20 protein-coding genes are annotated in these 22,403 nt (G+C 73.5%); 9 read left to right on the plus strand and 11 right to left on the minus strand.

What is annotated here, in order from left to right; all coding sequences use genetic code 11:
- Positions 1–151: 151 nt before the first annotated feature.
- From QRN89_RS18180 to QRN89_RS18195, 4 genes are all read right to left on the minus strand, one after another.
- Positions 152–2,068, minus strand: coding sequence for an FUSC family protein (locus QRN89_RS18180; RefSeq protein ID WP_290353758.1), 1,917 nt, complete (start codon positions 2,066–2,068; stop codon positions 152–154).
- 41 nt (positions 2,069–2,109) lie between these two features.
- Positions 2,110–3,075, minus strand: a complete 966-nt coding sequence (locus tag QRN89_RS18185) for an endonuclease/exonuclease/phosphatase family protein (RefSeq protein ID WP_435833305.1) — start codon at positions 3,073–3,075, stop codon at positions 2,110–2,112.
- Positions 3,076–3,232: 157 nt separating this feature from the next.
- Positions 3,233–3,691, minus strand: a complete 459-nt coding sequence (locus QRN89_RS18190; protein ID WP_290350477.1) for a hypothetical protein — start codon at positions 3,689–3,691, stop codon at positions 3,233–3,235.
- A gap of 164 nt (positions 3,692–3,855) precedes the next feature.
- The gene (locus QRN89_RS18195; RefSeq protein WP_290350478.1) at positions 3,856–4,542 is read right to left on the minus strand and encodes a TetR/AcrR family transcriptional regulator C-terminal domain-containing protein; all 687 of its coding nucleotides are present in this window, start codon (positions 4,540–4,542) and stop codon (positions 3,856–3,858) included.
- A 284-nt stretch (positions 4,543–4,826) separates the two neighbouring features.
- Between QRN89_RS18195 and QRN89_RS18200 the strand changes: the two genes are divergently transcribed.
- Entirely contained in the window at positions 4,827–5,654 is an 828-nt protein-coding gene (locus tag QRN89_RS18200; RefSeq protein WP_290350479.1) for an MBL fold metallo-hydrolase, read from the plus strand.
- Positions 5,655–5,735: 81 nt separating this feature from the next.
- Here QRN89_RS18200 and QRN89_RS18205 read toward each other — a convergent pair whose 3' ends face one another.
- Positions 5,736–6,158 carry a DUF7144 family membrane protein gene (locus QRN89_RS18205; RefSeq protein ID WP_290350480.1) on the minus strand — a complete coding sequence of 141 codons (423 nt, stop codon included), beginning with the start codon at positions 6,156–6,158 and terminating at the stop codon, positions 5,736–5,738.
- A 245-nt stretch (positions 6,159–6,403) separates the two neighbouring features.
- Here QRN89_RS18205 and QRN89_RS18210 point away from each other — a divergent pair, with 245 nt between their 5' ends.
- The 5 genes from QRN89_RS18210 to QRN89_RS18230 all read left to right on the plus strand — a co-directional run bounded on the left by QRN89_RS18210 (position 6,404) and on the right by QRN89_RS18230 (position 10,898).
- Entirely contained in the window at positions 6,404–6,781 is a 378-nt protein-coding gene (locus tag QRN89_RS18210; protein ID WP_290350481.1) for a hypothetical protein, read from the plus strand.
- 149 nt (positions 6,782–6,930) lie between these two features.
- Positions 6,931–7,530: an NADPH-dependent FMN reductase gene (locus QRN89_RS18215; protein WP_390701290.1), complete on the plus strand. Its 600-nt coding sequence runs from the start codon at positions 6,931–6,933 to the stop codon at positions 7,528–7,530.
- A gap of 138 nt (positions 7,531–7,668) precedes the next feature.
- Positions 7,669–8,655 (plus strand): ATP-binding cassette domain-containing protein, encoded by a 987-nt coding sequence (locus QRN89_RS18220; RefSeq protein WP_290350482.1) that lies wholly within the window; start codon positions 7,669–7,671, stop codon positions 8,653–8,655.
- Positions 8,652–9,506, plus strand: a complete 855-nt coding sequence (locus QRN89_RS18225) for an ABC transporter permease (RefSeq protein ID WP_290350483.1) — start codon at positions 8,652–8,654, stop codon at positions 9,504–9,506. The genes QRN89_RS18220 and QRN89_RS18225 overlap by 4 nt, the downstream gene beginning before the upstream one ends.
- A gap of 315 nt (positions 9,507–9,821) precedes the next feature.
- Positions 9,822–10,898 (plus strand): MerR family transcriptional regulator, encoded by a 1,077-nt coding sequence (locus tag QRN89_RS18230; protein WP_290350484.1) that lies wholly within the window; start codon positions 9,822–9,824, stop codon positions 10,896–10,898.
- Positions 10,899–11,185: 287 nt separating this feature from the next.
- On the opposite strand, the gene QRN89_RS18235 is transcribed toward QRN89_RS18230, so the two are convergent.
- The 3 genes from QRN89_RS18235 to QRN89_RS18245 all read right to left on the minus strand — a co-directional run bounded on the left by QRN89_RS18235 (position 11,186) and on the right by QRN89_RS18245 (position 17,060).
- Complete coding sequence (locus tag QRN89_RS18235; RefSeq protein ID WP_290350485.1) at positions 11,186–14,893, minus strand: AAA family ATPase; 3,708 nt, start codon at positions 14,891–14,893, stop codon at positions 11,186–11,188.
- Positions 14,894–15,309: 416 nt separating this feature from the next.
- Positions 15,310–15,933 (minus strand): FMN reductase, encoded by a 624-nt coding sequence (locus tag QRN89_RS18240; RefSeq protein ID WP_290350486.1) that lies wholly within the window; start codon positions 15,931–15,933, stop codon positions 15,310–15,312.
- A 2-nt stretch (positions 15,934–15,935) separates the two neighbouring features.
- The gene (locus QRN89_RS18245) at positions 15,936–17,060 is read right to left on the minus strand and encodes an LLM class flavin-dependent oxidoreductase (protein WP_290350487.1); all 1,125 of its coding nucleotides are present in this window, start codon (positions 17,058–17,060) and stop codon (positions 15,936–15,938) included.
- A 135-nt stretch (positions 17,061–17,195) separates the two neighbouring features.
- On the opposite strand from QRN89_RS18245, the gene QRN89_RS18250 reads away from it, so the two are divergent.
- Positions 17,196–17,348, plus strand: a complete 153-nt coding sequence (locus QRN89_RS18250; RefSeq protein ID WP_290350488.1) for a DUF6126 family protein — start codon at positions 17,196–17,198, stop codon at positions 17,346–17,348.
- A gap of 233 nt (positions 17,349–17,581) precedes the next feature.
- Here the strand turns inward: QRN89_RS18250 and QRN89_RS18255 are convergent, their stop codons facing one another.
- Both QRN89_RS18255 and QRN89_RS18260 read right to left on the minus strand, forming a co-directional pair.
- Complete coding sequence (locus tag QRN89_RS18255; protein WP_290350489.1) at positions 17,582–18,823, minus strand: cation:proton antiporter; 1,242 nt, start codon at positions 18,821–18,823, stop codon at positions 17,582–17,584.
- 2 nt (positions 18,824–18,825) lie between these two features.
- Complete coding sequence (locus QRN89_RS18260) at positions 18,826–19,329, minus strand: cation:proton antiporter regulatory subunit (protein WP_290350490.1); 504 nt, start codon at positions 19,327–19,329, stop codon at positions 18,826–18,828.
- 228 nt (positions 19,330–19,557) lie between these two features.
- Between QRN89_RS18260 and cbiE the strand changes: the two genes are divergently transcribed.
- Together cbiE and cobM are read left to right on the plus strand one after the other, a co-directional pair.
- A complete protein-coding gene (gene cbiE, locus QRN89_RS18265) occupies positions 19,558–20,802 on the plus strand; it encodes a precorrin-6y C5,15-methyltransferase (decarboxylating) subunit CbiE (protein ID WP_290350491.1) in 1,245 nt (414 codons plus the stop codon).
- Entirely contained in the window at positions 20,799–21,548 is a 750-nt protein-coding gene (cobM, locus tag QRN89_RS18270) for a precorrin-4 C(11)-methyltransferase (protein WP_290350492.1), read from the plus strand. The genes cbiE and cobM overlap by 4 nt, the downstream gene beginning before the upstream one ends.
- 103 nt (positions 21,549–21,651) lie before the next feature.
- On the opposite strand, the gene QRN89_RS18275 is transcribed toward cobM, so the two are convergent.
- Positions 21,652–22,398, minus strand: a complete 747-nt coding sequence (locus QRN89_RS18275) for a cobalt-precorrin-6A reductase (RefSeq protein WP_290350493.1) — start codon at positions 22,396–22,398, stop codon at positions 21,652–21,654.
- Positions 22,399–22,403: the final 5 nt, after the last annotated feature.

Genomic DNA, 22,403 nt, shown 5'->3' on the forward strand with positions numbered 1-22,403 from the left:
GGGTGCGGGCGGCCGGGTCCTGAGCCCCGGCGCTTTCCCGTACCGGTGGCCGGTGCGGCGGCGCCGGGTCCCGACGACCGCGGCCGGGTCCTGGGCCGTGGCCTCTCGTCCCGTGACCGGTGCGGCGGCGCCGGAACGTCCGTCTCCGCGCTCACGGACCCGGGCCACCGGACACGGGTGACGGGGACGCGATCGTGCGGGCCGCCGTCACCTCCCGGCGCAGCGGCTCGAGGACGCTCCTCTCGTCGCCCTCCAGCTCCGCGCGGACCCCGGTGGGTTGTTCGTCCCGGGAGCGGATGTCCTCCGCGAGTTCGCGCAGGTGCCGTACGACGTCGTCGACCTCGCCCGGCGCGGGCGGCGCGGCGCCGTGGTCCACCCGGACCCTGGCCGCGGTGGTCGCGTCCGCGATCCGCTCGACCGCGACGACGAGCGGCCACCACGCGGCCGCCCGCGTGCCCGTGGGCGGAGGTTCGGTGAGCGCCCGCTGGAACTCCGAGCGCACGGCCGACAGGTCCCGGTACAGCCGGCGCCTGGACCGGACCCGCTCGCCCTGGTCGGCGCCGGCGCCGAACGCCAGCCGCACATAGCCGGCGGCCTGGTCGACGGAGTCGGCGAGCCGGTCCCCGATGCGGCTGTGCCAGCTCTCCGGCCACAGCAGGTACCCCGCGACCAGCGCGATCGCACAGCCGATCAGACTGTCCACGAGACGTGCCCTGACCAGCCCGATCCCCTGCCGGTTGAGCAGGTCGGACAACAACAGGATCACCGGGGTGATCGCCGCCGTCTGGAAGGCGTACCCCTTCGCGGAGAACGCGGGGATGAGCGCGCCGAGGACGATCATGACGGGGACGTCCCACCAGCCGCGCGGCACCTCCGACAGCACGGCCGCGGCGACCACCAGGCCCGCCACCGTGCCCAGTCCGCGTCCCACCGCGCGGGAGAAGACCGAGCCGAAGTCCGGCTTCAGCACGAAGGTGACGGTGAGGGCGACCCAGTAGGACCGGTCCAGTTCCACGATCGAGACCAGCGACTGGGCGAGGCCGATGCACAGGGCGAGACGCAGCCCGTAACGCCAGGACGCCTCGGAGAACAGCACGTCGCGCGCCGTGCGGCGGACGCGGATCCCCAGGGCGGCGGGCCGGCCGAGGCGGTCGTCCACGTTGTGGGGGTCGGGGTCCGTCCCGAGAACGACGGTCGCCGCGTGCCGCAGCGCGTGGTCGACCGCACGCTCGGTGGGTGTGGCGGGCGGTGGCAGGGCCGGCTCGTGAGGGCTCGTGCGGCCTCGTTCGACGGTGTCCGCGAGGGTGCGTACCTCCGCGGGGATCGCGGCGGGCAGCGGTCGGCCCCGCTGGTGCGCGGCCGGGGCCGCCTCGACGACCGGGATCAGGGCGTTGAGCTGGGCCAGCAGCCGCACCAGCGTGGGGTTTCGGCCGTGGTCACGGGCACGGCGGGCGAGGATCAGGTCGTACGAGTCGTCCAGCGCCTGCGTGACCGCCTGGCGGCGCTCGTCGTACGCGCCGCCGCCCGCCGCCTCCAGCAGGTCCGCGACCGCCCGGTAGGCGCGGGCGACCGCCGACCGCTCGGGCGCGCCCCCGCGCAGCGGCCAGCCGAGCAGGGCCAGCGCGAGCACGAGCAGACCGCCGAGACCGAGCAGCAGCGGTGCCGTCCACCAGGGGCTGGGCATCGGCAGCCCCGCCCCGACCACCGCGTTGAGCAGGAGCAGCAGCCCCGAGACCGAGGCGACCGCACCGATCGACGAGATCATTCCGGAGACGAGGGCCACGCCCGTGAGGACGGCGACGGCCAGGAGGGCGTCGTCGTACACGAGCGTGCCGAGCGTGACGCCGACGGCGCCGAAGAGCTGCGGCACGGCGATGTTGAAGATCCGCATCCGGTAGGCGTCGGCGGTGTCACCGATGACTCCGGAGAGCGCGCCCATCGACACCAGCGCCCCGTACACCGGCCGGCCGACGGCGAAGCCCACGGCCAGGGGGGCCGACAGCGCCACGGAGGCGCGGGCGACCGCCGCCCAGTTGACCGGTGTGGGCTGCGGGCGCAGCCCGGACACCAGCCACGCCGGCGGGGCCAGTCGTACGCGCTCCTTCACGGTCACCCCTTGTGCAGGTCGAGGCCGACGATCAGTGCGCGGTGGTCCGTCCCCCGGAGGTCGAGGAACCGTGCGCCGCGTACGCCGAAATCATCGCTCACCAGCACATGGCCGATCTGCGTGCCCAGCGGCCGTGGTGCGGCGGCCGGCCAGGACGGGGTCCGGAACGCCCCGCCGAGGCGGGCGCTGTCGTTCAGCCCGCCCGCGTCGAGGACACGGCGGAAGGCGGCGTGGTCCTGTCCGGCGTTGAAGTCGCCCGCGAGGACGGCCGGGCTTCCTCTGCTGCCGGCCGCCCAGGCCCGTACCCGGGCGAGGCCCGACCGCCAGTCCGCGAGGCCGCCGGGGACGGGCGGCAGCGGGTGGGCGAGCTGCAGCCGGACCGTGCGCCCGCCGATCGTCGTCTCGGCGCCCGGCATGGCGGGCTCGCCCGGGATCCCGTCGGTGCCGCTGAGCGGATGGACGGAGAGGATCGCGGAGCCCGCGGCGAGGTCGCCCTCGACGACACGGCGGTAGGGGTAGTCGCCGCGGGGGACACCCGTCGCGAGCGCGGCGGAGCAGGAGCGGTCGCATTCCTGGACGAAGACGAGGTCGGGCCGCTCGCGCCGGACCGCGGCGATCAGGTCGGGGGTGGCCCGCCCGAACTCCACGTTGGCGGTGAGCACTTCGACCCGGGCGACGACGGGCCCGCGCGGAGGGCCGGGCTCCGGTCCGTAGGGCCGCACGTACCAGCCGGTGACGGCGAGCACGGCCAGCGCCCAGACCAGGAGGACCCGCCGCCGGGCGAACGCGGCGAGCGGCAGCGCCAGTCCGGCGGGCAGCAGCAGCCACGGCAGGAACGCGAGCAACTGGGGCACGGGCGTCGCTCCGTCGATGTCGAGTGCCCGGCATCCGACGACCACCGACACCCCGGCGAGCAGTGCTCCCGCGGTCCACGCGGCGGCGCGCCGCCCTGCGATTCCCGGCTCCATGACCGGCCAACGGCCCACGGCCCGGAAGGGTTCGGCACCGTGACCCGACCCGACCCGACCAGGCCCGACCAGGCCCGACCCGACCCGACCCGGCCCGACCCGGCCCGGACGGCCGTCGGCGGCCGGGCCGGCGTGGCTCAGCCGCCGTGGCGGGCCCTCAGTGCCGGACCGCCTGCCCGATCTCGGCCGGGGGCGTACCGGACAGGTCCCGATGGGTCTGCGCCGTCGCCGACTTCGTGCCGCCCGGGGGGACCGCGTCGATCGACACGACGGTCGAGTCGAGCAGATTCCCGCTGCTGTCCTTCCAGTTGACGAGGACCGTGTAGTCGGCGGCCTTGTCGGTGGGGTTCGTCGCGGTGATCTCGTTGGACAGGCGGTTGTTCTCGGCCTCCGTCGGGCCGGCCTTCACATCGGCCTTGGCGTTCAGACCGCCCTTGATCTTCGCCATCTCGGAGGCCGCGGCCGCGGTCGCCGACTCGACGGCCTCACCCGCCTTGGACGCCACCGACTTCGGCGTCTCGCCACTGTCGTTCGAACAGCCGGTCATCCCTGCCGCGAGCGCGACGGCGGCCGCGGCGGCCATGACGGCGTTCCGTATGCCATGGCTCGATCTCATACGCACCAGCGTGCGCCCCCGTCCGGGGTTCGGCCACTCGGTGGACCCCGGGGCGGAGCCGGGCCGCGTTGCGGCGTGCCCGCGCCCCGGGGTGCGTCACTGCGCGGGTTCCGCCGTGCGGCTCCGGGTCCTCGCCGGGCCCGGCCCGGGCACGGCCGTCCGCGTCAGTCCTGTGCGACCGGGGCCAGGCCGCGCAGCGCCGAGACGAGCAGTTCGACGCCGAAGGCGAACTCGGCCTCGTGGTCGTTCACGGCCAGGATCGGCGCGACCTTCGCGACGGCGGGGAAGCCGGAGCCGGCGAAGTAGGCGGTGCGGGCCGCCAGACGCTCCTCCGGGCCCCGGGCCTCGCGGCCGGACCCCGGCGCGCTGCGGACCTCCTGCAGGAGGGTGCCGACCTGGAAGGAGATGAAGAGCCGCAGCACGTGCACCGCGATCTCCTCGTCGAATCCGTGGTCGAGCATCATCGCGATCATCGTGTCGACGGGTGCGAGCGCGGTGGGGGTGGACAACTGCCGCATCAGCACCAGTTCGCAGGCCCGCGGGTGGCGCAGGGACGCCCTGCGGAAGCCGTAGGCGATGTCGCGGATGCCCTCCTCCCAGCCACCGGTCACCCGGCGCGGCATCCGCATGTCGGTCGTGATGAACTCGGTCACCCCGTCCAGAATGTCGTCCTTGCTCCGCACATGGTTGTAGAGGGACATGGCCTGGACGCCGAGGCGGGCCGCGATACGGCGCATCGACAGCGCCTCCACACCCTCTTCGTCGATGATCACCAGTGCCGCCCCGACGATGCGGTCCCGGCTCAACGGCTCGCGAGGTCCGGGGACTTCAGGTCGTGCTCCTCGGGCCATGAACGACGGCTCCTCTTTCGGGTGGCTACGTGCGGTAACGCTTGACGACTTACAGCGTAAGTGCTTCGCTCCTGTCTCGTACTTACGGTGTAAGTGGCGCAACTGCTGTGGAGGCAGGGCGAGATGCAAGACGGACCGACCGCGCACGACGCGGTCGTCCGTATGAGCGCCTTCCGGGACCGGAGCCACGAGCGAACGGTCCGCCGAGCACAACAGCACAGCCACCATCCTCTCCCAGCCCGGCCGTCTCGCGCCGGGTATCCCCCTGTGAGCAGGAGGCACAGATGTCTGTGCGTACCACCCCGCCCCGTCAGCGGCGCTCGGCCATCACCATCCACCACCTCGACTGCGCGCCGATGCGCCCCCTGGGCGGTACACCGCTCGTGGCGCACTGCCTGCTGATCGCGACCGGGAGTGGGCTCGTCCTCGTCGACACCGGTCTGGGCGCCGCCGAGGTCTCCGATCCGAGGCGGCTCGGCGCACTCTTCCGCCACACGATGCGGCCGGTGCTCGACCTGTCGCGCACGGCCGTCCACCAGGTCCGCGCACTGGGCTACGACCCGTACGACGTGCGGGACATCGTTATCACCCACCTCGACCTCGACCACGCGGGCGGGCTCGCCGACTTCCCGCACGCCCGCGTCCACGTCATGGCCGACGAGTACCGCGCGGCGATGCGGCGCGACACCCGACTCGAGGCGAACCGCTACCTGCCCGCCCAGTGGGCGCACGGCGTCGACTGGGTCGTCCACGACCACGCCGACTCGGACTGGATGGGCTTCCCCGCCTCGCGGGTGCTGCGCGCCCCCGACATCCTGCTGGTGCCGCTGCCCGGCCACACCCGCGGTCACAGCGCCGTCGCCGTCCAGGAGCCGGACCGCTGGCTGCTGCACGCCGGGGACGCCTACTTCTTCCACGGCGAGATCGATCTGCGCCGCCCGCGTTGCCCCCGGGCGCTCGCGCTCCACCAGCGGCTCGTCGCGGACGACCACGAGACGCGGCTGGGACAGCTGGAGCGGCTGACGCGGCTGCGCCGGGCCCATCCACGTCTCGTGCGCATCTTCTCGTCGCACGACCCGTTCGAGTTCGAGCTGATGGCGAACGGCGGCTGAGGCGCCGCCCGGCGTGACCGCGGGTGCGGTCGGCCGGGTCGCCGGCGTCCGTGCCCGATCGGACCGTGCGCGACTCCGTCGTCACACCGTGTTGCGCGACTCCGTCGTCACCAGCGCCCAGATGATGAACACCGAGATGGCCATGGAGAAGATCGCCCACACCGGCTGGTAGGGCAGGAACAGGAACTGGACGATGATGTTCAGCGATGCCAGGGCGACGCCCAGGTACCGCGACCATTCCATGTTCTTGAGGATCCCCCAGCCGGTGACCGCCACCAGGATCCCGAGGACGAGATGGACCCAGCCCCAGGCGGTGAGGTCCCAGGAGAAGACGTAGTTGCCGACCCGGGCGTAGACCTCGTCCTCGACGATTCCGGCGATCCCCTCGAAGAGGCTGATGACACCGGTGACCATCATCAGGACGCCGGCGAAGAGGGTGCCCCCCGCGGCCCAGCCGGACTCCGGTCCCGCTCCGGGCGTGCTCCGTGCAGTGTGTTGGCTCATGGCGCCAGCATGGGCCGGGCGGTCTGCCGCGGACATTCCAGATGGGCCGTTCGAGGTAACGCCCGCGGGCGGTGCCGGACCCGGAGGACGCGCCCCTGGGCGCGGATGCGGCGGGCCTTCCGGCGACGCACGGCGCCGGACCGCGCGGATCGCGGGAGCCCCCGCGCCTGATCCACTTGCCGCACCCGCCGCCCGGGTGTGCGCTGGTGGGAAGGGGAGTCAGGGGGAGCGGAAGGAGTTCTGCCATGGTCCACGCGGCGGTGCCCGAGCGGCACCACGGCACCACCCTCGGCATCGCGTTGCCGGCCGTGATCGGCGTGATCTACGGCCTCTACACGTCCTTCATCGCCCGCATGTCCGGTGAGTCCGCAGGCGCGCAGTTCGCGATCGGGCTCATCTCCTGCCTGGTGATCGCGGGGCTCTGCTACGCGCTCGGCCGCTACCAGCACAGCCTCCCGCGGGAGCTGCGCGCGGTGGCGTACGCGGCGCTCGTCGGCTGCTCGGTCGGCTACCTCAACAGCCTGTCCGGCGACAGCATCCTCACGTCGGTCGTCCTGTCCGTGATCATCGCGGCGGCGACGTTCTGCGTGATGTTCTACACCTTCTACGTGCACGAGGACTGACCTCTCCTCCCCACGGGACCCTCGCGAGGCGCGGCCGCCAGATCCGATCTGGCGGCCGCGCCTCGCGGTCTCGCGCCCACGGGGTGGGACCGGGGCACGGCCGGGTCCCGGGGGAAAACGGGAGGAGGCGCCTCGTGCACGAGCAGCACCTGAAACGGGACCGGGAGGAGGAACGGGACGTCCGGGAGCCTCGCGGCGAGGAGGGGGAGGCGCCGCTGCGCGTCGCCCTCATCATCGGCAGCACGCGCGAGGGGCGCGTCGGTGAGGCCGTGGGACGGTGGTTCGCCGAGCGGGCCGCACCGCGTGACGATCTGGAGCTCTCCGTCGTCGACCTGATCGACTACGACTTCCCGGCGCACTATCCGGGCCGGGCCACCACCGGGATCCTGGGGTTCACCGACGAGGTGGCCCGCGCCGACGCGTTCGTCGTCGTCACCCCGGAGTACAACCGCTCGTTCCCGGCCTCGCTGAAGCAGGCCATCGACTACGCGTACGACGAGTGGCGGGCCAAGCCGGTCGCCTTCGTGAGCTACGGCCACGGCTCACGCGGACTGTACGCGGTCGAGCAGCTGCGTTCCGTTTTCACCGAGCTGCATGCGGTGAGTTTGCGCAACGGCGTCGGTCTGAACCTCCTGGAGGACCTGTTCGAGCCGGACCAGGACAGGTCCGTGGGGCCGATGCTCGACCAGCTCGCCTGGTGGGGCCTCGCACTCCGCGACGCCCGTGCCGCCCGCCCGTACATCTCCTGACCCCACCGGACCCCGAACGCCCCACCGACCCGAACGTCCCGGAGCCCGCCGACCGGCCCGGCCCTCCCGCCCGCACTCCCCACCATCCGCGGACCGCGACCGCGACCGCCACAGCGAAGGAACCGAAGGAACTCGACGATGAGTACAGATCTGGCCATCGAGACGAACGGCCTGGTGAAGGTGTTCGGTGACAACCGGGCCGTCGACGGTGTCGATCTCCGGGTGCCCGCCGGCACGGTCTACGGCCTCCTGGGGCCGAACGGCGCCGGCAAGACGACCACGGTGAAGATGCTGGCCACCCTCCTCAGGCCGGACGGCGGCGAGGCGCTGGTCTTCGGCAGCGACGTGCTGAAGGACGCCGACACGGTGCGCAGCAGGGTCAGCCTCACCGGGCAGTACGCCTCGGTGGACGAGGACCTGACCGGCGCGGAGAACCTGCTCCTGCTCGGCAGGCTCCTCGGCCACGGGAAGCAGGCCTCGCGCGTGCGGGCCGAACAGCTGCTCGAGGCGTTCGGGCTGACGGACGCCGCCGACCGCCAGGTCAAGAACTACTCGGGCGGCATGCGGCGCCGGATCGACATCGCCGCGTCGATCCTCAACACACCGGACCTGCTGTTCCTGGACGAGCCGACCACCGGTCTCGACCCGCGCAGCCGCAACCAGGTCTGGGACATCGTGCGGGCCGTCGTCGCCCAGGGCACGACGGTCCTGCTCACCACGCAGTACCTCGACGAGGCCGACCAGCTGGCCTCCCGGATCGCCGTCATCGACCACGGCCGCGTGATCGCCGAGGGCACCAAGGGCGAGCTGAAGTCGTCCGTCGGCTCCGGGGCCGTCCACGTACGGCTGCGCGACGCCGCCCGGCGCCCGGACGCCGAGCGCGTCCTCACCGTCGCGCTGAACGCCGCGGTCCAGCTCGACACGGACCCGGTCGCCCTGACGGCCCGGGTCAACGGCCACGGCACGGAGCTCGGAGCGGCGGAACAGGCCGCCCGGGCGCTGGCCGAGCTGGCCCGCGAGGGCATCACCGTCGACAACTTCGCGCTGGGCCAGCCCAGCCTGGACGAGGTCTTCCTCGCCCTCACCGACCGCAAGCCCGAGACCGAGAAGGAAACCGTCGCATGAGCACCGCAGCCACCCAGGAAGCCGAGGACCTGACGTTCACCGCTCCGAAGGCGGAGTCCCTGGCGGCCCTGCTCGTCGCCAGGGAGCGCCCACCGCGGCCGAGCGCCCTCTCCGCGTCCATGACCTTCGGCTGGCGCGCCATGCTCAAGATCAAGCATGTGCCGGAGCAGCTCTTCGACGTCACGGCGTTCCCGATCATGATGGTCCTGATGTACACGTACCTCTTCGGAGGGGCGCTGGCCGGTTCGGTCGACGCGTACATCCAGTTCCTGCTGCCCGGCATCCTGGTGATGAGCGTCGTGATGATCACGATGTACACCGGCGTCGCCATCAACACCGACATCGACAAGGGCGTCTTCGACCGCTTCCGCACCCTGCCGATCTGGCGGCCCGCGCCGATGGTGGGCTATCTCCTCGGCGATGTCGTCCGGTACGTCATCGCCTCCGCCGTGATGCTGGCGGTGGGCATGATCATCGGCTACCGGCCCGAGGGCGGGCCGATGGGCCTCCTGATGGGCGTGGCGCTGCTGCTGGTCTTCTCCTTCTCCTTCTCCTGGATCTGGACCATGTTCGGGCTGCTGCTGCGCACGGAGAAGTCCGTGATGGGCGTCAGCATGATGGTGATCTTCCCGCTGACCTTCCTGAGCAATGTCTTCGTCGAGCCGAAGACGATGCCGGGCTGGCTGCAGGCGTTCGTCAACAACAGCCCGGTCACCCATCTGGCCACGGCCGTACGGGAGCTGATGGCCGGCAACTGGCCGACGGCCGACATCGCCTGGACCCTGGGCTGGGCGGGGCTGTTCGTGCTCGGCTTCGGCGCCATCACCATGCGCCTGTACAACCGCCGCTGAGGCGACGGCCGCCGGGCGTCCGAAGGCACGTGGGGCCGCACCGGGCGGCCGCCGGGCCCGTACCGGTGGCCGGTGACGCGTTGACGTGCCGATTGACCCCCCGAGCACGAGCCGTGCTCTCGCGGTCTCGCGGTTCCGAGGGAGGCGCGGGGGGTGACGGCCGGTGGTTCCCACGGGGGTGGAACCACCGGCCGTCGCCCTCTCGTCCTTCTTCCTCCGGTGACGGCCGGCTGTTGACCTTCCCGGCGGGGGAAGCCCCAGCATCGGCCGTACCGGGCGAGGCGCCCGGTACGAGGAGGAAGCGGGGAAGCCGGTATGGGGCTGCTGACCATAGGGGCGTTCGCACGGGCGGCGCGGCTCTCGGCGAAGACGCTGCGCCGCTACGACGAGCAGGGCCTGCTGCGCCCGGTCCGGGTCGACCCCTTCACCGGCTACCGCTACTACGACCCGGCGCAGCTGGAGCACGCCCGGCTGGTGGCCTGGTTGCGGCGCATCGGCATGCCGCTCGCCCGTATCCGCTCCGTCTGCGCACTCCACGCGACGGACCCGGACGCGGCGGCCCGGGACATCCGCGCCTACTGGGCGCGGGTGGAGGCCGAGACGGCGGCGCGGCGCGACCTCGCGGTCTTCCTCGTCGACCGGCTGTCCGACGCGGCAGCGGGAAAGGACCGTCCGATGCGACGACTCGGCGCACCTCTGGGGATGCGTTACGCCGCCCTCTCCGACCGCGGCCTCGTCCGCGACACCAACCAGGACTCCGTGTACGCGGGCCCGCGTCTGCTCGCCGTGGCCGACGGCTACGGCGGCGGTGGGGCCCGGGCGGGCGGCGCGGCGATCGACGCCCTGCGTCCGCTGGAGAGCGTGTCCGCCGAATCCGGTGAACTGCTCAACCTGCTGGCCGACGCGGTGCGGCTGGCCCACCGTGCGGTCCGCGACCTCCCGGCCTCCGGCACCACCCTCACGGCACTGCTCTGGACCGGTTCCCGGCTCGGTCTCGTCCACATCGGCGACACCCGCGCCTATCTGCTGCGCGATGGGCGGATGTTCCGCATCACCCATGACCACACGGTCGTCCAGGCGATGATCGACGACGGGAGCCTCACCGAGGACGAGGCCGGCTCCCACCCCCAGCGCGCGATGCTGCTCAAGGCACTCGACGGAGCGGACACACCTGCCGAACCCGATCTGCGTCTCCATGACGCGCAGGCCGGGGACCGCTATCTGCTGTGCTCCGACGGGCTGTTCACCGTGGTCCCGGAAACGGAGCTGCGTCGTGTGGCGGCCGGTGTCGCCGATCCCGAGCAGGCGGTTCGGGAACTGATCGCCCTCGCCAATGAGGCGGGCGGACCGGACAACGTGGGCTGCGTGGTGGCCGACGTGGTGGAACTGTGAGCTGAGAGAGCGCAGTTCAGAGTTCAGCTCAGATCGGCTCAGATCGGCTCAGTTCAGTTCAGGTTCGGCCCGACTCGGCCCGGCTCCGGCGGTCACGGGGCCGGGTCGTCCGACCCCGCCGCCCGGTCCCGGTCCCGGTCGGTGGGGTTGCGGGCCCGGGCCGTACCCGCGCCGGTACGTGCCGGAGCGGACCGGCCGGGGTCCACACCGTCGACGGGCGAGCGGACGCTGCCGTTCCTCAAAAGGTGCCGTGCCAGAGGGTTCCGTGCGCCGGAGGGCGCCGCGCCTCAGAGCCGCCACCGCACCGGCCGCTCGGGCCGGTACGCGCACGCGGAGCCCGTGGAGACGGACGCGCGAAGATGAGCGGCCAACTCGGGGTGCAGCGTGCCGAGTTTACGGAGCGTGTCACGGATGCGGGCCGTGACCGCCTTGCGGGCACGCTCGGCCTCGTCGCCGAGACGGCGGGTGCGGCCGCCCAGCCCGGCCGCGCTGCGGAGTTCGTCGAGGAGCGCCGCACGTTCGCGGTCGTACGCGGCGGCGCGGTCGTCGTCCCCCGAGGCCGTCGCATGGTCTATCGCGTCGTCGAGCTGCTCCAGGCGTCTGCGGTACCGGGCCTTGGCCTCCTCGTCCAGTACCGGATCGCCGCCGAAGCTCCGTGCGGCGACGGCGGTTTCGCCCGATCCCGCGGCGAGGAGCCGAACGGCCGGGACATCGGTGCCCGGGGCGGCGAGCAGAGCCGCGAGGTCACGCAGGCCCTTGGCATCGGGGACATGGACGGTACGGCCCTCCCAGGCCAGCAGCCATACGGCGCCCTCGCGCCGAAACACGGCCTGCGCGGACCGCCCGGGCGGTTCGGGACTCGGCTCCGGGGCTGAGGGGCCGGCCTGGGAGAACGACGCCTGATCCGCCTGGGCCGACTGATCCGCCTGGGCCCGGGCCGACTGGGCCGACTCGACCGACCCGGGGTGGTGGGCGGACCGCGACGCCGGTGGCGCCTGGGTCGCCCGCGCGGGCGCACCCGCCCCGTGGGGGCGCGGGCTCTGTGGCGCGTCGGGGCGGGGCCGCGGGCCGGCCGGCGCGGACTGTGCCCGCGCCGTGGACCGTTCGCCCGACGGGGCACCGGCTTCCCCGTCGTCCGCCTTCCCCGGCTCCGCCCGCCCCGTCGACGGCCATGCCACCGGGGCCGCGCCGGCCGCCTCCACGCCCAGGGCCCTCGCCTCCTCGGCCACACGGGCATCGAGTTCCCCCGCTCTGGCCCGGTCGGACTCCGTGCCGCGGCGGATCAGCGCCCCGGCCAGGGCCGATCGTGCACGCAGCGCCCAGGGGCGGGCGCTGAGCCGGTCCGCCGACGCTGCCGCCGAGTCGAGCTCCCCCACGGCCTCGTCCCAGCGGCCCGCCGCGGCATCGAGCAGGCCGAGCCACAGATCGACGGGACCGCTGATGTCACAGCCGTACAGGGACACGACCCACTGGCCCCGGTACGGCTCCAGGGCGTTCCGCGCCGACGAGATCAGCGCCTCGTCGCCGGACAGGGCAGCCGCCTGTGCCCGCAGACGGATCCACAGCGGCTCGAAGATGCGCGGGAAGGGCTCGGGCAGTGCCTCCAGTTCGGCCACCACCCGGAGCGTGCGGGCCCGGTCGCCGAGCTCCGCGGCCGTGATGCCCTCCAGCAGCCCCGGATACGGGTGCCCGGCCGAGCCCAGCTGCCCCAGGATCTCCTCCGCCTGCGCGAACCTGCCCCGGAGCAGCCGTAGTCCCCACACGATGTGCAGCGCCATGAAGGCGAAGGGGGAATGCTCGTGACCCAGGTCGGTCACCTGTGCGAGGTGCCCCTCGGCTTCGTCGAAGCGGCCGTTGAGCGCGGCGACGAGGCACTGGTCCACGGAGACGCCGAGGTCCGTGCGGCGCACCCCCATCCGCTCGGCTACGGCCCGCGCGATCCGGAGCTGGTCCAGATAGCGGGGGTCGTCGAGTTCCAGCAGTGTGACCCAGCGCATCGAGGTGGCATGGAACTCCATGTCCCGGTTCCTCGTGCGGCGTGCCACCGCGGCCATCTCGTCCGTGAGGGCGAGCCGTTCCTCGGACGTGCCGAGCCCCCAGATGGAGTCGTGCCGGGCCCAGAGCGAGAAGGCGAGGGCGTCGTCGTCCTCGCCGCGGCGGGCGAGCGTCGTGGACAGCCCCGCGAGCTCCTGGGCGATCAGCTCCGGAGGGAGCCTGTCGGGATCCGGTCGGCCGGGGTCGGTGCCGCCGCCCGTCAGCGCGCGGTACGCATCGCGCAGCAGCGCCGTGCTCCGGCTGCGGGTGGGGCTGTCCGCCAGGGCGCTGTGCGAGTACAGGGTGATGGCGACCCGGGCGAGCAGCTCGCCGTCGTCCAGCGTGGCGGCGAGCGCCGCCGCCCTGTCGAACACCATCCAGGACTCCGCGGCGGCGCCGTGGTGGTGAAGCTCCCCGCCGAGGTCCAGCGCCACCAGCGCGGCCCGCCGCCTCAGCGCCCGCGCCGCGTCGGAATCGTGCGCATCCGTCCGGTCGGCGCGGGCGGAGCGTGCCCCGTCGTCCGCCTCCGCCGGTTCGGCCCCGTGCGGGTCCGTACGCGATGGCTCGGCACCGTGCGGGTCGGTGCCCGGTTGTTCGGCACCGTGCGCGGACACCGCGCGTTCCGCCGCCGACTCGGCGATCTCCAGGGCCCGGCGGTAGTGGCCCACTGCCTCCTCCGATGCCAGCCGCCCCCCGGCGTCGCGGGCCGCCTCCACCAGCAGCTCGACACTGCGCTCGGGCGGCAGTTCGTCGCCCGCCAGATATGCGTGCCCCGCGAGGTCTCCGGGCAGGATCCGCACCTGGTCGGGCAGCCCGGCCGAGCCGTCCAGCGCGCGCACCACGGCTCCGTGGCGAGCGCGCGCGTCCGACTCGTCCAGCGCGTCGTACAGCGTCTCCCGCACCAGGTCGTGGGCGAACGCGAACCGTCCCGACTCCCGTGCCGTGACCAACCGGGCCGACACCGCCCGGTCCAGCAGCCGGTCCACATGCGGGACCGGTGCCCCGGCCACCAGGGCCAGCACCTGACGGTGGAACTCGCGCCCCAGCACCGCGGCCGTGGTCAGCAGCGCGCCGACGGGGCCCGGCAGCAGACCGAGTCGCCGCCGCACCGCCTCCCGCACGCCGGGCGCGACGGCGGTGACCGGACTGCCGCTGTGCCAGAGCCGGGCGGTCTGCTCGACGAAGAACGGATTGCCGCCGGTGCGGCGGTGCACCTCCGCGACGAGCGCGGGGTCCGGTTCGCGACCCGCGGTGACGGCCATCAACGCCCCCACCTCGTCGCGCTCCAGGCCGGTGAGCGTCAGCGTCGTCGCCCGTGAGGCGAGCGGCAGGATCAGCTGCCGGAGCGGGTGGCCGGGCGTCTCCACCTCGACGTCCCGGTACGTGCCGAGAAGCAGCAGCCGCTCGAACCAGGCGTGCTGCGCAGCGAACTCGAGCAGCTTCAGCGACGCGGGGTCCGACCAGTGCAGATCGTCGAGCACGACCACGACGGGGCGGCTCTGCGAGACCGTGACCAGCGCGGTCGTCACCGCGTCGTACACCGCGAACGGCTCCTTGTCCCCGTCGGGCGCGAGCCGCTCCTCGGGCCCGTCGCCCGCTGCCCCGGCGTCGCCCGCGCCGCCGCGCGTCCCGCCCGTCTCCCCGAGGAGCACCGCCAGACGCCCGCCCGCGGCCTCCTCGGCCCGCCCCCACTCCTCCTCGCCGACGGCCCGCCGCAGCGCCCGGACCACCTGGACCCAGGGCCAGTACCCGGGTGCGCTGTCGGAATCCCAGCACGATCCGCCGAGCACCAGCGCGCCGCGCCGCCGGGCCTCCTGCGCGGCCTGGGTGACGAGGGTGGTCTTGCCGATGCCCGCCTCACCCGTGACCAGCACAAGGCCCCCGTGGCTGTCCGTAGCCCGGCCGACCTCGGCGCGCAGAACGCTCACGGGGTGCTCGCGCCCGATGAGTGCGGGAGTCATGGCGGAAACGATAGGAGGCGGCACTGACAAGCGGTATGCGATGCCGCACACGGCTTGTCGCAAGCCGTGCGCTGCTGCCCCTGTGCGCCCCCGTCACCCGGGGCTTCGCCGGACCGGACGCGAAAGCCGGTGCTGACCGGACCGGGCCGGGAGAGCCCGGACGGGAGGACTTGCCGGGACGGGACGGCCGAGCCTGGCCGACGATCGCCCCCGTCGGCCCCGGGCCCCGCCGTCTGCCGGGTGGGGCCCCCGCCTCCGCCGACCGGCCCGGTCGTCTGCCCACGGCCCGGTGCCGTCCCCGACCGGGAACCGGCCCGCCGACCGACCGGCCGAAGGGATCGGCCCGCGGGATCAGCCCAGTGCAGCGGCCCACGGGATCGCTTCGCGGGATCGGTCAGTCCACCGGACCGGCCCGCTCAGTCGAAGCGGAGGTCCGCGAGCTGCCGGTCGAACTCCGTCAGCTCGTCCGTCCCCTCGTCGCGGGCGGGCCGGCTCGCCATCAGCTCGGCCAGTTCCCCGCCGGCCCGGCGGATCCGTGCGGGCAGCCCCTCGGTGTACTCGTCGCCCCCGGAACCCCAGTCCTCCGACGCCGCGTACACGGCGGTCGGCACGACCAGCGCCCGCAGATAGGCGAAGAGCGGCCGCAGTGCGTGGTCGAGGACGAGCGAGTGCCGGGCGGTGCCGCCGGTCGCCGCGACGAGGACCGGCTTCCCGGTGAGCGCCTGCGGGTCCACCAGGTCGAAGAACGACTTGAACAGTCCGCTGTACGAGGCCGTGAAGACCGGGGACACGGCGATCAGGCCGTCCGCCTTCGTGACCGCGTCGATCGCTGCGCCGAGCGTGGGCGAGGGGAAGCCGGTCACCAGGTTGTTGGCGATGGCGGTGGCCAGATCGCGCAGCTCGACGACCTCGACCTCCACCTTCCGGTCCCGCTCCGCCAGCCGCTCCTGGGCCGCCTCGGCCAGCCGGTCCGCGAGCAGCCGGGTGGACGAGGGGGTGCTCAGCCCCGCCGACACGGCGACGAGCCTCAGCTGGTCCATGGTCAGTCCTCCTTGCCGGTGGTGCCGGTGGTGCCGGTGGTCCCGTTCGTGCTCGTGTCGCGGGCGGCGGCCACGGCCGGGTGGACCGGGGCGTCCGGGACCCCGGCGGGCCGCAGGTTGGCGAACTCCTTGCGCAGCACCGGCACGACCTCCTCGCCGAGGATGTCGAGCTGCTCCAGGACGGTCTTCAGCGGAAGTCCCGCGTGGTCCATCAGGAACAGCTGGCGCTGGTAGTCGCCGACGACCTCACGGAAGCCGAGGGTCCGCTCGATGACCTGCTGCGGGGAGCCGACCGTCAGCGGCGTCTGCTCGGTGAAGTCCTCCAGCGACGGGCCGTGCCCGTAGACGGGGGCGTTGTCGAAGTACGGGCGGAACTCCCTGACCGCGTCCTGGGAGTTCCTGCGCATGAACACCTGGCCGCCGAGGCCGACTACGGCCTGCTCCGGCGTGCCGTGCCCGTAGTGCGCGTACCGCTTGCGGTAGAGCGCGACCATCCGCCTGGTGTGCTCCGCCGGCCAGAAGATGTTGTTGTGGAAGAAGCCGTCGCCGTAGTACGCGGCCTGCTCGGCGATCTCCGGCGAGCGGATCGAGCCGTGCCACACGAACGGCGGGACGCCGTCCAGCGGCCGCGGGGTGGAGGTGAAGCCCTGCAGCGGTGTGCGGAACTTGCCCTCCCAGTCGACGACGTCCTCCCTCCACAGCTTGTGGAGCAGGGCGTAGTTCTCGATGGCGAGCGGGATGCCCTGACGGATGTCCTGGCCGAACCACGGATAGACCGGCCCGGTGTTGCCGCGGCCCATCATCAGGTCGACGCGGCCGTCCGCCAGGTGCTGGAGCATCGCGTAGTCCTCGGCGATCTTCACCGGGTCGTTGGTGGTGATCAGCGTCGTCGAGGTGGACAGGATCAGGTTCTCGGTCCGCGCCGCGATGTGTCCCAGCATCGTCGTCGGGGACGACGGCACGAACGGCGGGTTGTGGTGCTCGCCGGTCGCGAAGACGTCCAGGCCGACCTCTTCGGCCTTCAGCGCGATGGCGACCGTCGCCTTGATCCGCTCGTTCTCGGTCGGGGTGCGACCGTTGGTGGGATCGGTGGTCACGTCACCGACGGTGAAGATTCCGAACTGCATCGCGCTTCGCCTCCAGGGTCCAGTTGGTTGAATCTTAAACTGTCATCTGGAACGGACGCCACCCCGGGACTATTCCGCCCTTACGCTGGAGGCCCCGGAGCGCCGTGCCCGGGCCCGGGCCGGGAGGATGCGCCGATGAGTGAGACCGTGCGCGAGAGCGAGCGCGAGAGCGAGCGCTGGAAGGAGCGCGGCGTCGCGCTGCGCGTCTTCGTGTACGTCTTCGCCACACACGCCTTCGCGGGCTTCGTCTGGCTGCTCTTCTACGTGGGGCAGAACGCCCAGAAGTGATCAGCGGCGTACTTCGGGGCGCGCTCGGGATCGATGCCCTGCGAGTAGCCGGCGGGTACGGCACTCACACCGCTCTGCTCCCTTCGCAGGCGCGGGAGTGACGTCACGGATCCACGTGCCCACGGGCATTCCCGGGGGCAGGCGCTTCCGCGCGTCCTGATCGCCCGATCGCGGACACTGCTCGATCCGGCGTTCGAGATGACCGCACCGCGTGCACGGAGGCCCGGAAGTGATCAGCCACCCGACGCGGGCGCCACGGCCCCGTCCGTGGCGGACGCCCCCCTCTCCGCGCCTCTCGGCGGCCGCGGCCGAGGGCTGTGGCGGAGCCAGGACCCGACCCTGTGGACCGCGGGCTCGGTCCAGCGGGCGGCGAGCGGCCCCAGGATCACCAGGATCAGGACGTACGCGGTGGCCAGCGGCACCACACGCGGCTCGGTGGCGGCCGCCAGTCCGGCGATGACGATGGAGAACTCGCCGCGGGCCACCAGCGTGCCGCCCGCCCGGAGCCGGCCGCGCGGGCCGATGCCGGCGCGGCGGGCCGCGTACCAGCCGGTCGCGACCTTGGTCAGACTGGTGACCACCGCCAGCAGCAGCGCCGGCAGCAGCACCGGGGGGATGGCCGTCGGATCGGTCGACAGCCCGAAGAACACGAAGAAGACCGCTGCGAAGAGGTCCCGGAGCGGGGCGAGCAGCCGCCGCGCACCCTCCGCCACCTCGCCCGACAGCGCGATGCCCACCAGGAACGCGCCCACCGCAGCCGACACCTGCAGTTCCTGCGCCACGCCGGCGACCAGCAGGGTGAGGCCCAGCACGACCAGCAGCAGCATCTCCGGGTCGTCCGAGGAGACCGCCCGGCTGAGGTGTCTGCCGTGGCGGACCGCGAGGAGGAGGACGAAGGAGACCGTGCCGACGGCGATCAGCAGGGTGATGCTGCCGCCGGCCAGGCCGAGTCCCGCGAGCAGCGCGGTCAGCAGGGGCAGGTACACGGCCATCGACAGGTCCTCGATGACCAGGACGCCGAGGATCACCGGCGTCTCGCGGTTGCCGAGCCGCCCGAGGTCCGTGAGGATCTTCGCGATCACGCCCGAGGACGAGATCCAGGTGACGCCGGCGAGCGCCACGGCCCCCACCGGCCCCCAGCCGAGCAGCAGCGCTGCCGCGGCCCCCGGCGGGGCGTTGAGCAGGAAGTCCACGACGCCCGAGGGGTACTGGGTGCGCAGACTGGTCACCAGTTCGGACGCGCTGTACTCGAGACCGAGCAGCAGGAGCAGCAGGATCACGCCGATCTCGGCGCCGACGGCGATGAAGTCCCCGCTGGCGCTGAGCGGCAGCAGCCCGCCCTCGCCGAAGGCGAGCCCGGCCAGCAGATAGAGGGGGATCGGGGACAGGCCGAAACGTCCGGCGAACCGGCCGATCAGCCCCAGGGTGAGGATGATCCCGCCGAGTTCGATGAGAAGCATGGTCGTGTCGTGCACGGTCAGCCCCCGGCTCCGGAGTCGGCGGGGTCGTCTCCGGAGCCCGCGACGATCTCGGCGAGCGCGTCCACGCCCTCCCGGGTGCCGACCACCACGAGCGTGTCACCGATCATCAGCCGGAAGCCCGGCCCCGGGGAGGGGTGCACACTGCTCGGGCGGCGGACGGCGACGATCGACGCGCCCGTGCGGGTACGGGCCCGGGTGTCGCCCAGCGGCCGTCCCGCGTACACGGACCGGGACGTGACGGGGATGTGCTCGGTCACCAGGTCGAGCCCGTCCGTGCGCACGCCCTCGACGGGGGACGGGGCCAGCAGGCGGGCGAGCGCACCGGCCTCCTCGGGCGTGAGCGGCACGGACGCCTCGGACTCGTCGGGGTCGTCCGTTGAGTAGAAGCCGAGGAACCGCCGGCCGTCCTGGTGGACGACCAGCGAGAGGTGGTGACCGCTCTCCGAGGTGAAGTCGTACTGCGTGCCGACGCCCGGCAGGGGAGTGCGTCGCGTGGCCATGGCTGCCTCCCGGAGCCGGGTCGGACGACGAGCGTCGGACGACGAGGCGGACGTGGCGGGGCCTGGGCCCGGGGCTGGTTCTTCCTTCATTGTTACGTGATCTTGGAGGCGCCGCGCGCCGGTGCCCCGCCCCGGTGACCGGTGCCCCCGTCCCCGCGAACGGGCCGGTGACCGGTGTCTCATCCCCACGAACTGGCGTTCACCTGCGCGGACAGTAGAGTCCGGTCCGTGAATTCCGACCCCCGCCCCGCCGTCTCCGTCGTCGGGATCGGCGCCGACGGCTGGGACGGACTGCCCGAGAACTCCCGTGCCGCGCTGCGCGCCGCCGACGTGCTCGTCGGCGGCCCGCGCCAGCTCGCACTGCTGCCCCCCGCCGAGTGCGCCGGTGAGCGGGTGCCGTGGCCGTCACCGCTGCGACCGGCGGTGCCCGCGCTGCTCGCCGCGCACACCGGCCGCCGCCTGGCCGTCCTCGCGAGCGGCGACCCCATGTTCTACGGCATCGGCCGCACGCTCACCGAGATCGCCGGCGCCGACGCGCTGCGCGTGCTGCCGCATCCGTCCTCCGTCTCGTACGCCTGTGCCCGGCTCGGCCTGCCCGTGGAGGAGACCGAGGTCGTGACGCTGGTCGGCAGGCCGGCCGCCGCGCTCGCCGCCGCGCTGCACCACGGCCGGCGGCTGCTGGTGCTGAGCGCCGGCGCGGACACCCCGGCCGAAGTGGCGGCGCTGCTGACCGCGAAGGGCTTCGGCCCCAGCCGGATGACGGTGCTGGAACAGCTGGGCTCCGAGCGGGAGCGCCGGGTCGCCGGCCTCGCGGAGACCTGGCGGCACCCGCCGGGCGATCCCCTCAACGTCATCGCCGTCGACTGCGTGCGCGCCCCCGGAGCGCTGCGGCTCGGCGCCGTCCCCGGACTGCCGGACGAGGCGTACGAGAGCGACGGCCAGCTGACCAAGCGCCATGTCCGGGCCGCGACGCTCGCCGCGCTCGCCCCCGCGCCGGGCGAACTGCTGTGGGACGTCGGCGGCGGCTCCGGCTCGATCGCGATCGAGTGGATGCGTACGCACCGGTCGTGCCGGGCGGTGACGGTCGAGCGGGACGCGGAACGGGCGCGGCGCATCGCACTCAACGCGGAGTCGCTCGGCGTGCCCGGACTGCGGGTCGTCAGGGCGGCGGCTCCGGACGGGCTGGCCGGACTGCCCGTGCCCGACGCGGTGTTCATCGGCGGCGGGCTCACCGCGCCGGGACTGCTCGACGCCTGCTGGGACGCGCTCCCGGAGGGCGGACGGCTCGTGGCGAACACCGTGACGCTCGAGTCGGAGGCGCTGCTGGCGGAGCGCCGCCGGCGGCACGGCGGCGAGCTGGTGCGGCTCGCCGTGGCGCACGCCGTGCCCGTGGGCGGTTTCACCGGCTGGCGGCAGGCGATGCCCGTCACGCAATGGTCCGTCACCAAATCCCCTGCAGGAGAACCCTCATGACCGTCCACTTCATCGGTGCGGGCCCCGGTGCCGCCGATCTGATCACCGTGCGCGGCGCCCGGACGCTCGCGTCGTGCCGGGTCTGTCTCTACGCGGGCTCGCTCGTCCCCGCCGAACTCCTCGCCGAATGCCCGCCGGACGCCCGTCTCGTGGACACCGCGAACCTCGATCTGGACGCGATCACCGCGGAGTTCGTCCGCGCCCACGAGGAGGGCCACGACGTGGCCCGGCTGCACTCCGGCGACCCGTCCGTCTTCAGCGCCGTGGCGGAGCAGATGCGGCGGCTCGACGCCGCGGGCATTCCGTACGAGGTCGTCCCGGGCGTTCCGGCGTTCGCGGCCGCTGCGGCCGCGCTGAAGCGGGAGCTGACGGTGCCGACCGTCGGCCAGACGGTCGTCCTGACCCGTGTCGCCCAGCAGGCCACCCCCATGCCCGAGGGCGAGGACCTGGCCACTCTGGGACGCAGCGGTGCCCTGCTCGTCCTGCACCTCGCCGCCCGCTACGTCGACCGTGTGGTCGCCGAACTGCTGCCGCACTACGGGCCGGACTGCCCCGCCGCCGTGGTGGCCATGGCCAGCCGCCCGGACGAACTGATCCTGCGCGGCACGCTCGACGAGATCGCCGGCCTGACGAAGGAGGCGGGCGTCACGAAGACCGCGGTCATCCTGGTGGGCCGCACCCTGGCGGCCTCCCAGTTCCGCGACAGCCACCTGTACGACCCGGCGCGGGACCGGCACGTCTGCTGAGCGCACGGCCGGACTTCTGCCCCTGGTCGCGTGCCGCGGTTCACGCTCGGGGCGTGCCTGCCGGCGAGCTCGTCGAGCGTGCCGCGGTTCACGCTCGGGGCCCTTACCCCGGCGCCTGCCGCAGCTCCGTCACCCGGGCCAGCGCCTCCTCCACCCCCGTCACCGTGGGGACGCCCTCGGGCGTGGGCGGACGGCGGACCACGACGACAGGGACACCCGCCTCGCGGGCCGCGGTGAGCTTGGGGGAGGTCGCCGCGGCGCCGCTGTCCTTGGTCACCAGGACGTCGACGGCATGGTCGGCGAGCAGCCTCCGCTCGCCGTCGAGCGTGAAGGGGCCGCGGTCCAGGAGCACCCGCATCCGCGCGGGGTGCGGCGGCTCCGGCGGGTCCACGGAGCGGACCAGGAACCACAGGTCGTCGAGGTGCGCGAAGGACGCCAGTCCCATGCGGCCGGTCGTCAGGAAGACCCGGCGCCCCAGTGAGGGAAGCGCCTCGGCCGCCTGTGCGAGGGAGTCGACCGGGTGCCAGTCGTCGCCCGCGCCCGGGACCCACCCGGGCCGCCGCAGCGCGAGCAGGGGAACATGGGCCTGGTCCGCGGCGTGCGCCGCGTGGAAACTGATCGTCCCGGCGAAAGGATGGGTGGCGTCGATGAGCACGTCCACCTGGTGCTCCCGCAGCCAGGCGGCGAGGCCCTCCGTCCCGCCGAAGCCGCCGATCCGTACCTCGCCGCGGGGCAGTCTGGGTGCCGCGACCCGTCCCGCGAGCGACGTGGTCACCCGCTCCCCGCGCGCGTGCAGCGACTCGGCGAGGGTGCGCGCCTCCGTCGTACCGCCGAGGACCAGGACGTGCACGGGGG

Origin of the sequence: Streptomyces sp. HUAS CB01 (assembly GCF_030406905.1) — a bacterium.
GTDB lineage: Bacteria > Actinomycetota > Actinomycetes > Streptomycetales > Streptomycetaceae > Streptomyces > Streptomyces chengbuensis.

Coding starts and splice junctions, on each gene's coding strand:
- QRN89_RS18185 (WP_435833305.1), bottom strand. CDS start 3,075: ATGGAGCCGGGAATCGCAGGGCGGCGCGCCGCCGCGTGGACCGCGGGA.
- QRN89_RS18190 (WP_290350477.1), bottom strand. CDS start 3,691: ATGAGATCGAGCCATGGCATACGGAACGCCGTCATGGCCGCCGCGGCC.
- QRN89_RS18195 (WP_290350478.1), bottom strand. CDS start 4,542: ATGGCCCGAGGAGCACGACCTGAAGTCCCCGGACCTCGCGAGCCGTTG.
- QRN89_RS18200 (WP_290350479.1), top strand. CDS start 4,827: ATGTCTGTGCGTACCACCCCGCCCCGTCAGCGGCGCTCGGCCATCACC.
- QRN89_RS18205 (WP_290350480.1), bottom strand. CDS start 6,158: ATGAGCCAACACACTGCACGGAGCACGCCCGGAGCGGGACCGGAGTCC.
- QRN89_RS18210 (WP_290350481.1), top strand. CDS start 6,404: ATGGTCCACGCGGCGGTGCCCGAGCGGCACCACGGCACCACCCTCGGC.
- QRN89_RS18220 (WP_290350482.1), top strand. CDS start 7,669: ATGAGTACAGATCTGGCCATCGAGACGAACGGCCTGGTGAAGGTGTTC.
- QRN89_RS18225 (WP_290350483.1), top strand. CDS start 8,652: ATGAGCACCGCAGCCACCCAGGAAGCCGAGGACCTGACGTTCACCGCT.
- QRN89_RS18230 (WP_290350484.1), top strand. CDS start 9,822: ATGGGGCTGCTGACCATAGGGGCGTTCGCACGGGCGGCGCGGCTCTCG.
- QRN89_RS18235 (WP_290350485.1), bottom strand. CDS start 14,893: ATGACTCCCGCACTCATCGGGCGCGAGCACCCCGTGAGCGTTCTGCGC.
- QRN89_RS18240 (WP_290350486.1), bottom strand. CDS start 15,933: ATGGACCAGCTGAGGCTCGTCGCCGTGTCGGCGGGGCTGAGCACCCCC.
- QRN89_RS18245 (WP_290350487.1), bottom strand. CDS start 17,060: ATGCAGTTCGGAATCTTCACCGTCGGTGACGTGACCACCGATCCCACC.
- QRN89_RS18250 (WP_290350488.1), top strand. CDS start 17,196: ATGAGTGAGACCGTGCGCGAGAGCGAGCGCGAGAGCGAGCGCTGGAAG.
- QRN89_RS18260 (WP_290350490.1), bottom strand. CDS start 19,329: ATGGCCACGCGACGCACTCCCCTGCCGGGCGTCGGCACGCAGTACGAC.
- cobM (WP_290350492.1), top strand. CDS start 20,799: ATGACCGTCCACTTCATCGGTGCGGGCCCCGGTGCCGCCGATCTGATC.